The sequence below is a fragment of the Flavobacterium sp. genome (genome assembly GCF_035760125.1).
Taxonomy (GTDB): Bacteria; Bacteroidota; Bacteroidia; order Flavobacteriales; family Flavobacteriaceae; genus Flavobacterium.
In genome coordinates this window covers 1-8,150 of record NZ_DASTTN010000454.1, presented here as the reverse complement: position 1 = coordinate 8,150, position 8,150 = coordinate 1, and the positions used below count along the sequence as shown (strand labels likewise).

Here is an 8,150-nt window from a genome sequence, read left to right as displayed (position 1 = left end):
GATGCTTCGCATACTTTTGGAAACTATCAATTCATCCAGAAACAATACCATTCTAGGATTAGGTGACCACCAAATAATAGGTTCCCCTTCATTAAACCAAGGAAAAATTCCACTTCTGTATGCTAGCTGTAACCGCTCTGGAGACAAGTCACCCCCAAAGGCAAGAATTCCATCACTATCGGCGTGAGAAACTGGCGGAAAGAATAAAGCTTTAGATAAATAATACATTTTCTATTTCAAAAATCAATTTCAAATTCAATAGCGATGCAATTTCAAATTCCAATAAATGAGAAATTCCAAATTCCAATTAAAATGCGTAATTGGAATTTGGAATTTAGAAAATTGCTTTTATTTTTTTTTAGAATGGCAAATCGTCTGCTTCTTCTTCATTTAAATTAGTTGCTGGTGCAAAAGTTGCAGCAGCTGGCATTGGAGGTGCTTGTTGAGTTGGTGCATCAGCAACCAATCTTTCAATTCTCCAACCTTGAATACTGTTAAAATATCTTGTTTCACCTTGTGGGTTAATCCATTCTCTTCCTCTCAAATTGATAGAAACTTTTACAGCTTCACCAATATTATAATTATTTAGCAAATCACATTTGTCTTGAGTAAATTCAATCAAAATATGTTGCGGATATTGCTCATCTGTAGTAACAACCAGTTCTCTTTTTTTGAATGCCGCACTTACTTGTTGCTCTGGATTAACAACTTTAATTTTTCCTAATACTTCCATCTTCTTTTTGTTTATTATTGTTACTTTGATTTTATTTTTTTGGCTAAAAGCACTTTCCAAGCCGAAACTACATCATTGTCCAAAAGATATCTTTTGGCTTCTAAATGCTGTTTTTCAAGGTCATCCGAGCTCAAAACAGCCTTTACTGCAAAATTTTGATTTACAAATATACTAACTTCCTCTTTAGTAGGCAAGGCTTCAATGTTCCCTAACATTCCTAAATCGTTTCCATCAAAAACAATGCTATTTTTAACAAAATCAGGTATGGCATCTACCCCAACACCCAGAGTTGTAAGAGGTTTTGGTACTTCAAACAGTCCTTGATTCGATCTGGAATACCAATTAGCTCCCAATCTGGAAACCAAATCAATTTTGTGTTGATCGATAGCTCCATTTTCATTTAAAATAGCTTCATTGATATGAATACGAACCACTTCACAAAGGATTAAATTTCCGGCACCACCTTCTGTCCCCAAAGGAATTATCTGGGTCACTTTACACTCAAACTGAACAGGCGACTCTTTAACCCTGTAAGGTTTTACTATATCTGAAGGAACTGGTGTTAATCCTGATTTTAAAAACTCGTCAACACCTTCGGCATATTCTGTACTGGACAATGAAGTTTGCTGCACCATATCGAAATTCACCACATTGATAACGACTTCACCAGTGGCTTCGGCATTGATTAATGTGTGTTTAACTGTATTGTCCCTTACTCGTCTTGCAGGTGAAAAAATAAGTATGGGTGGATTGGCACTGAATACATTAAAAAAGCTAAAAGGCGACAAATTCGGAATACCATTTTTTCCAATAGTACTAGCAAAAGCAATAGGTCGAGGTCCAACAGAACTTTGTAAATAGCCTTGTAGTTTTACGGTGTCAATGCTTTTTGGATCAATGCTAATCATAAAATTTTTATTTGGACAAAAATAACAAAATAGCAGTTAGATTATCGATAATTGAACAATTATATTATGAAAACAAATGTCCTAGCCCTGATGGAAGTGGCATCTCCCGATTTAGAAAAACAAGGCTTTTTGCCGTAGTTTTTGTTAAGCGGGAATACAACGGACAGCAGGAATAAGCTCCAAAAACAATTATAATTAGCCTGTTAGAAACAATGATTTTTTTATACCAACACAATCCAACGGCTATTATTTCGTTATATTTATACCACAAATTTACTTTTATGAATTTTTCTGAAAACAGCAACCCCATCCGTTGGATCATTATTTTTATTTCCTTTTTGATAATTGCCATTATTCTTTGGAATACCTATACTTTTTTTCAAATATTCAAAAATGAGGAGCGAATAAAAATGAATCTTTGGGCTACAGCCGAGAAAACATTAATCAATGCCCAAGAAAATACCGAAGTGGATTTACCGCTACAGATTTTCAACAATAACACCACCATTCCACTGATCTTGACTGAAAATGACAGCATTATAAACTCCGTAAATATTGACGAGGAAATCATAAAAAACAAAGCCAAGGCTGCTGAATATTTAAACGAATTAAAAAGCGAAAATGAACCTATAAAAATCATTTATGCGCCTGGAAAATCACAGGAATTATATTATGGTGATTCTTCCTTGATAGACAAACTGAAATATTACCCAATTGCTTTGTCATTAATCATCGTTTTGTGCGGCATTCTTATTTACAATTTTTACCTCGGGCATAAAATATCCACCCAAAACAAATTGTGGGCAGGAATGGCCAAAGAAACGGCTCACCAAATAGGAACACCCCTTTCATCACTAATTGGTTGGCTAGAAATTCTAAAAATGGAAAATATTGACGAATCCATAACTCTTGAAATCGAAAAAGACATTGAACGTTTACAGACTATTACCGACCGTTTTTCTAAAATTGGTTCTGAACCCAAATTAGAATTAAAAGATGCAGTCGAAGAAACTAAACAATCCTATAATTATTTAATTTCCCGTTTTTCTGACCAAATTGAATTTTCATTCAAAGGACCTTCTAAACCCATAAATATTTTACTGAACCCTACCTTACACAGTTGGACGATAGAAAATTTAGTCAAAAATGCTATTGATGCAATGAAAGGGAGAGGAAAATTGTCAATGGAAATGGAAGAAGATAATCATCACGTGAAAATAAACGTAACCGATACTGGTAGTGGCATTCCAAAAAAAGAGTTTCACCGTATTTTTGAAACCGGTTTTACCACCAAAAAAAGAGGATGGGGACTTGGGCTTTCCTTAACCAAAAGAATTGTTGAGGAATACCACAAGGGCACCATCAAAGTACTACATTCCGAGATGGGAAAAGGAACTACAATGCAAATTATCTTGAGGAAAACATAGATTTTTATCTAACTGGAATTCCGAAAAAAGTCGTCGTGGTAAACATTGATTTTCTACCCGATTTACTTTTGCTCAAATAATCATTCACAAATTTCTCTTGCACTTCGATTTGCTTAAGAATATCAATTATAGAATTCTTTAATGATTTTACATTAGCGGTATTGCTGTCGTTATAAGCACCGATCTTATAAATACGATTTTGGCAATCCATCATTTTCTGTTTTGGAGATTCAATCATTGCCTTAATAGCATCATCCGGTAAGACTGGTTTGAATCTATTATTTCGATAGTAAATAAAATCATTAAACATTGTGATTGCTTGATTATAATCATCACTGATTGCCTGCATTTTATCCATCGCTTCATTGTTCTGGATAGCATCTACCTCGCTCTTTTTTGAAAGAACAAACTCTTGAATCAATTTGTTTTTAACTCCATTTTTCTCCATTCGAATTAAAGAAGTTTTTGCTTTATCCAAATCCGACATACCATCATATACCCCGATTTGAGCAACGAAGTCAAAATTGGTTTTGGCTTTATTCAACTGTGTTTTACCTTCAATAAATTCTTGATTTGTAATTGTCTGATTTAAAAATTGCCATAAATAATCAAAAGGCATGTGTGATGCGATAAATTGACTTGGAGCAACCTTGTAATTGAGGTTATTTATTTTTTTAAAAAACTTCTTTTTATCAACATAACCAGATCCCCAAGTGGGGTCAAAAAGCCACCAAACATTATCAATTCTAGCGGAACACCATGCATGCGCAAGTATATCTACTTTTCCGTTTTGCTTGGTATATCCGAAAACAAGATACGATTTGATACCTACTTTTTTGGCAATATCATTAAAAACCTCTGCATAATGAATACAAACTCCTTTTTTAGTCAGTACTGCATTTTTTATTTTATCCTGTGAAATTTCTTTGTAATCAATTGATTCTATATTTTCAATATCGTAGCTGATATTTGAGGCCGTCCAATAAAAAGCGGCTCTTATTTTATCATTTTCAGATTTGAAATTAGCATTGATATATTCTGCAATTCCAACGGTTGTGGTACTTAAATTATTAGGAATCTTGTCCATTTTAGCATCAACCAAAGTATAAACTCCTTTGGTTTGGCCAAAACTGACAACCGTAAACATCAAAAATAAAAACATGTACTTCATTTCAATTCCTTTTTTAGGCATAAAAAAACACGAACCTTTGAAAAGATTCGTGTTCTTACCTATATATTTTTACAAATTTGCTTGAATACTTTTTGCCAAAGATTCAAACTCATCCTTTGTTAAACTTACTTTGTGTCTGAATGTCATTTCTCCCATTTCATTCAAAGGAATTAAGTGAACATGAGCATGAGGCACTTCAAGTCCCACAACAGCCACACCTATTCTTTTACACGGAACCGTTTTTTCCAAGGCAATGGCCACTTTTTTTGAGAACGCCATCAAACCAAGATACAAATCATCTTCAATATCAAAAAACTTGTCTATTTCTTTTTTAGGAATACAAAGTGTATGCCCTTTTGCATTTGGATTTACATCTAGAAAAGCCAAGAAATTTTCATCTTCTGCTACTTTGTAACAAGGTATTTCTCCGTCGATTATTTTTTTGAAAATAGTACTCATTATCGATTGGTTTATTTGTTGAATTGATTAAACATATAAACGATTCAAAAGTTAAAAAATTACTCTCTTGAAATTTCAAGAATTTCAAATTTCAAAACACCGTTAGGGACAGTAATTTCGGCGACTTCCCCTACTTTTTTACCCAACAAACCTTTTCCTATAGGAGAAGTAACCGATATTTTCCCAGTCTTCAAATCGGCTTCACTTTCGGCTACCAATGTGTATTTCATTTCCATTCCATTGGTTTGGTTTTTTATTTTCACATTAGACAAAACCAATACTTTAGACAAATCCAGATTAGACTCATCAATCAATCTTGCATTAGCATGCACCTCTTCTAGCTTAGCAATTCTCATTTCAAGCATTCCCTGCGCTTCTTTGGCCGCATCATACTCTGCATTTTCGGACAAATCTCCTTTATCTCTTGCTTCAGCTATATCTTGAGATGCCTTTGGGCGCATCACGCTTTTTAAATAATCTAATTCTTCTCTTAATTTTTTTAACCCTTCCGCTGTGTAATAAGATATTGCGCTCATAATTTCCTCATTTATATAAAATAGAAAAAATCCCATCAGGACGGGATTTCTTTCCACAAAGATACTATATTTTTATTTTTAGTTTACAATTATATGTTAATCATAACAATTTCAAAGTTAAATAAATTAAATTTGTTTAACTAATACTTTACATTTAATTTTTTATATGAAAAATTACATTCTTTTAATTATTACATCGCTATTTTTTCTAGGCTGCAGCAACAATGAAAACTCCAACAAAAATCCTTATTTGCCCAATTACAGCTTTTCTGTTGATCTCAACTTGAACTTACCTACCTATTCTACACTAAAATATCCTAGCAACGCCATCTATTATTCTGGTGTTGGGGTTAGTGGAATTATCGTTTTCAACACAGGCAGTGGTTACAACGCTTTTGATGCTGCCTGCCCTAATCAGGAAGTTAGCAGTTGTGCTGCCATGACCATCAAGGGAGTGAATGCGCTTTGTTCTTGCGACAAAAAAGAATACAGTTTATTCACGGGCCAGGGAGGCATGCCTTATCCCTTAAAACAATACCGAGTACAGGTAATAAACGAAAACCTTATTCGCATTTACAACTAAATCCACTTGTGCGTGCCACCATAAAGAAAAGGGAGCTACTCATCGTACTGGTGAGTTGCTCCCTTTCCTTTATGCTGTCAGGCTATCCGCGCTACTTCGGTAGCTTGCTTCTATCCTTCACGCGTAACCAGGATATTATTCCCTAAAACTTCAAACTTAGTCCTACCAAGAAATTAATTCCCGCTTGAGGATAATATCCAGCTCCTTCAATTGTTGTAATTGCTGGCGGATTACTGTAATCATCATCATAAGTATAGAAATACCCATTGCTGACATATTTCAAATCAAAAATATTGTTGACCAATGCTGAAATCAAAATCGATTTAAAAATAGTTTTTGGTCTAAACTCATACGACACATTCAGGTCATTGACAAAATAGCTATCCAATTTGGATCCTTCCGAATCGATGTTGGCCATATACTGTTCCCCAACAAACTTGGAATACAAGGATATTTGAAAATCTTTAATAGGTGTAAATCCTAAACGATTTCCAGCTACTACATCTGGCGAATAGGCAATATTAGTATTTCCTAGATTTTGTAAAACACCATCTCTTGTAAAGTAGAAATCTCTGTTTTTGTTTTGACTCAAAGTCACATTCGGTTGCAATACCCATTTTTCCGAAAGCTGAAAAGTAGCATCCAATTCCAACCCAAGTCTGTAACTATCTCCACTATTAGCTCTTATTGGTGCCCCTACATCATTTAGTTCTCCCGTCAAAACCAATTGGTCTTTATAACCCATATAATAAGTATTGGCGTTCAGTTTAATTTTATCTGAAATATAACGCCATCCCAATTCAAAATCATTTAGCTTTTCTGGTTTTGGACTTCCATTTTCATAATCCGTTCTGTTTGGTTCTCTATTAGCTCTCGCATACGAAAAATACAAACTGTTGATTTCATTCAATTCATAAGTAACACCCGCTTTTGGATTAAAGAAGTTAAAGTTATCGTCCACCAAACCTGTTTCTGGCGAATTCGCCTTATAGGTTACGTTACGCAATTGCAAATCCCCAAACAGACTCCATTTATCAGCTACCTTATAATTTGCTTTTGCAAAAACATTGCCATCCGTTTTTGTCGAAAAATCATCATAATAATGATCTCCCAACTCAGTTTGTGAAGCATATCTTGCCCAGATAACTTTCCCAAAATGATCTCCCTCATACTTATTCCATCCACCTCCTAAAATAACATCCCAATTGTCTTTTTTATAATTGGCAGAGAAAGTGGTTCCGTAAAAATCATTATCCAACCATTTTTGGCGCACAAGATCGGTCGTGTTTACTGTAGGCGCTGCTACAATTGGCGCTAAACCATAATCAGCAAAATCTTGGTCTTCTTGATATTCTTCATAATATCCTTTTCCCTTGGTATAATGAAATGCTAAGTTCGTGCTCCAATTTTCAGAAATTCTTTCATTCCAATGCAATTGATAATGGTCTTGTTGGTAATTATCGGTTTGATTGTCATAAAAACGAATATTACCAAATTCATCTGTAAACATTCCGGCTGCATTGAAAGTTCTATCACTTTCCAAAGTTGCCGCATCCACACCAAACCAAGATTGATACGTTTTTTCGGTTCCTCCAAAAGCCAGTGCTTTGATCAAAGTTGTTTTCCCTACATAAGTTCCTTGCAAGAAATACGATTTCAAATCAGAACTAGCTCGGTCAACATATCCATCTGATTTCAAAACCGACAAACGACCAGCAATTTCAAAATGGTCGTTCATCAAACCAGTGCTGAATTTTACAGTGTTTTTAAACGTATTAAAACTTCCATAAGAACTGGATATTTCACCCGAAGCCTTATCCGAATACGAATCAGTCAACATATTCAAACTCGCCCCAAAAGCTGCAGCTCCATTTGTAGAAGTCCCTACTCCACGTTGCAATTGCAAACTCTGAACCGACGATGCAAAATCAGGCATATTTACCCAATAGGTTCCCTGACTTTCGGAATCATTATATGGAATTCCGTTGATAGTTACATTCACACGGGTAGCATCACTCCCACGTACACGAATACCCGTATAACCCACACCATTTCCTGCATCCGAAGTAGTCACCACAGAAGGCAGGTAATTCATCAAAATGGGAATATCTTGACCTAAATTTCGTGTTTTAATGTCTTTTTTGTCCAAATCACTGAATGTAACTGGTGTTTTCGCAGTAACTCGTACAGCTGAAACCAATACTTCATCAAGCTGATTGACCTTTGTAGTATCTTTTACCTGAGAAAAAGAAATAATAGAAAATAGAGAAAAGAAAACAGAAAATAGAAACCGTTTTGAAAATTGAGTCGTTTCCGAATTGGCTACTTTAAGC

Annotated in this window: 8 protein-coding genes and 1 pseudogene; 2 read left to right on the top strand and 7 right to left on the bottom strand. The window is 34.8% G+C overall.

All coding sequences use genetic code 11. The features are described 5' to 3' along the window. From VFS71_RS16155 to VFS71_RS16145, 3 genes and pseudogenes are all read right to left on the bottom strand, one after another. Positions 1-228: pseudogene (locus VFS71_RS16155) on the bottom strand (leucyl/phenylalanyl-tRNA--protein transferase); the annotation flags it as partial. Positions 229-358: 130 nt separating this feature from the next. Then, positions 359-733 carry a DUF3127 domain-containing protein gene (locus VFS71_RS16150; RefSeq protein WP_326402569.1) on the bottom strand — a complete coding sequence of 125 codons (375 nt, stop codon included), beginning with the start codon at positions 731-733 and terminating at the stop codon, positions 359-361. 20 nt (positions 734-753) lie between these two features. Next, positions 754-1,641 (bottom strand): flavin reductase family protein, encoded by an 888-nt coding sequence (locus VFS71_RS16145; protein ID WP_326402568.1) that lies wholly within the window; start codon positions 1,639-1,641, stop codon positions 754-756. 281 nt (positions 1,642-1,922) lie between these two features. Here VFS71_RS16145 and VFS71_RS16140 point away from each other — a divergent pair, with 281 nt between their 5' ends. Continuing rightward, positions 1,923-3,068 carry a HAMP domain-containing sensor histidine kinase gene (locus VFS71_RS16140; RefSeq protein ID WP_326402565.1) on the top strand — a complete coding sequence of 382 codons (1,146 nt, stop codon included), beginning with the start codon at positions 1,923-1,925 and terminating at the stop codon, positions 3,066-3,068. 4 nt (positions 3,069-3,072) lie between these two features. On the opposite strand, the gene VFS71_RS16135 is transcribed toward VFS71_RS16140, so the two are convergent. The 3 genes from VFS71_RS16135 to greA form a co-directional block, all read right to left on the bottom strand. Continuing rightward, positions 3,073-4,239 (bottom strand): transglutaminase domain-containing protein, encoded by a 1,167-nt coding sequence (locus VFS71_RS16135; protein WP_326402563.1) that lies wholly within the window; start codon positions 4,237-4,239, stop codon positions 3,073-3,075. 69 nt (positions 4,240-4,308) lie between these two features. After that, positions 4,309-4,698 carry an HIT family protein gene (locus VFS71_RS16130; RefSeq protein ID WP_326402560.1) on the bottom strand — a complete coding sequence of 130 codons (390 nt, stop codon included), beginning with the start codon at positions 4,696-4,698 and terminating at the stop codon, positions 4,309-4,311. Between the two features lie 59 nt (positions 4,699-4,757). Continuing rightward, positions 4,758-5,234, bottom strand: a complete 477-nt coding sequence (gene greA, locus VFS71_RS16125; RefSeq protein WP_219316018.1) for a transcription elongation factor GreA — start codon at positions 5,232-5,234, stop codon at positions 4,758-4,760. A 166-nt stretch (positions 5,235-5,400) separates the two neighbouring features. Here greA and VFS71_RS16120 point away from each other — a divergent pair, with 166 nt between their 5' ends. Beyond that, positions 5,401-5,817, top strand: a complete 417-nt coding sequence (locus VFS71_RS16120) for a hypothetical protein (RefSeq protein ID WP_326402558.1) — start codon at positions 5,401-5,403, stop codon at positions 5,815-5,817. 142 nt (positions 5,818-5,959) lie between these two features. On the opposite strand, the gene VFS71_RS16115 is transcribed toward VFS71_RS16120, so the two are convergent. Beyond that, positions 5,960-8,074, bottom strand: coding sequence for a TonB-dependent receptor (locus tag VFS71_RS16115; protein ID WP_326402570.1), 2,115 nt, complete (start codon positions 8,072-8,074; stop codon positions 5,960-5,962). Between the last annotated feature and the right edge of the window lie 76 nt (positions 8,075-8,150).

Excerpts from the sequence above, each read along its gene's own strand:
- VFS71_RS16135 (WP_326402563.1), bottom strand. The coding sequence starts at position 4,239 with ATGAAGTACATGTTTTTATTTTTGATGTTTACGGTTGTCAGTTTTGGC.
- VFS71_RS16130 (WP_326402560.1), bottom strand. The coding sequence starts at position 4,698 with ATGAGTACTATTTTCAAAAAAATAATCGACGGAGAAATACCTTGTTAC.
- VFS71_RS16145 (WP_326402568.1), bottom strand. The coding sequence starts at position 1,641 with ATGATTAGCATTGATCCAAAAAGCATTGACACCGTAAAACTACAAGGC.
- VFS71_RS16140 (WP_326402565.1), top strand. The coding sequence starts at position 1,923 with ATGAATTTTTCTGAAAACAGCAACCCCATCCGTTGGATCATTATTTTT.
- VFS71_RS16150 (WP_326402569.1), bottom strand. The coding sequence starts at position 733 with ATGGAAGTATTAGGAAAAATTAAAGTTGTTAATCCAGAGCAACAAGTA.
- greA (WP_219316018.1), bottom strand. The coding sequence starts at position 5,234 with ATGAGCGCAATATCTTATTACACAGCGGAAGGGTTAAAAAAATTAAGA.
- VFS71_RS16120 (WP_326402558.1), top strand. The coding sequence starts at position 5,401 with ATGAAAAATTACATTCTTTTAATTATTACATCGCTATTTTTTCTAGGC.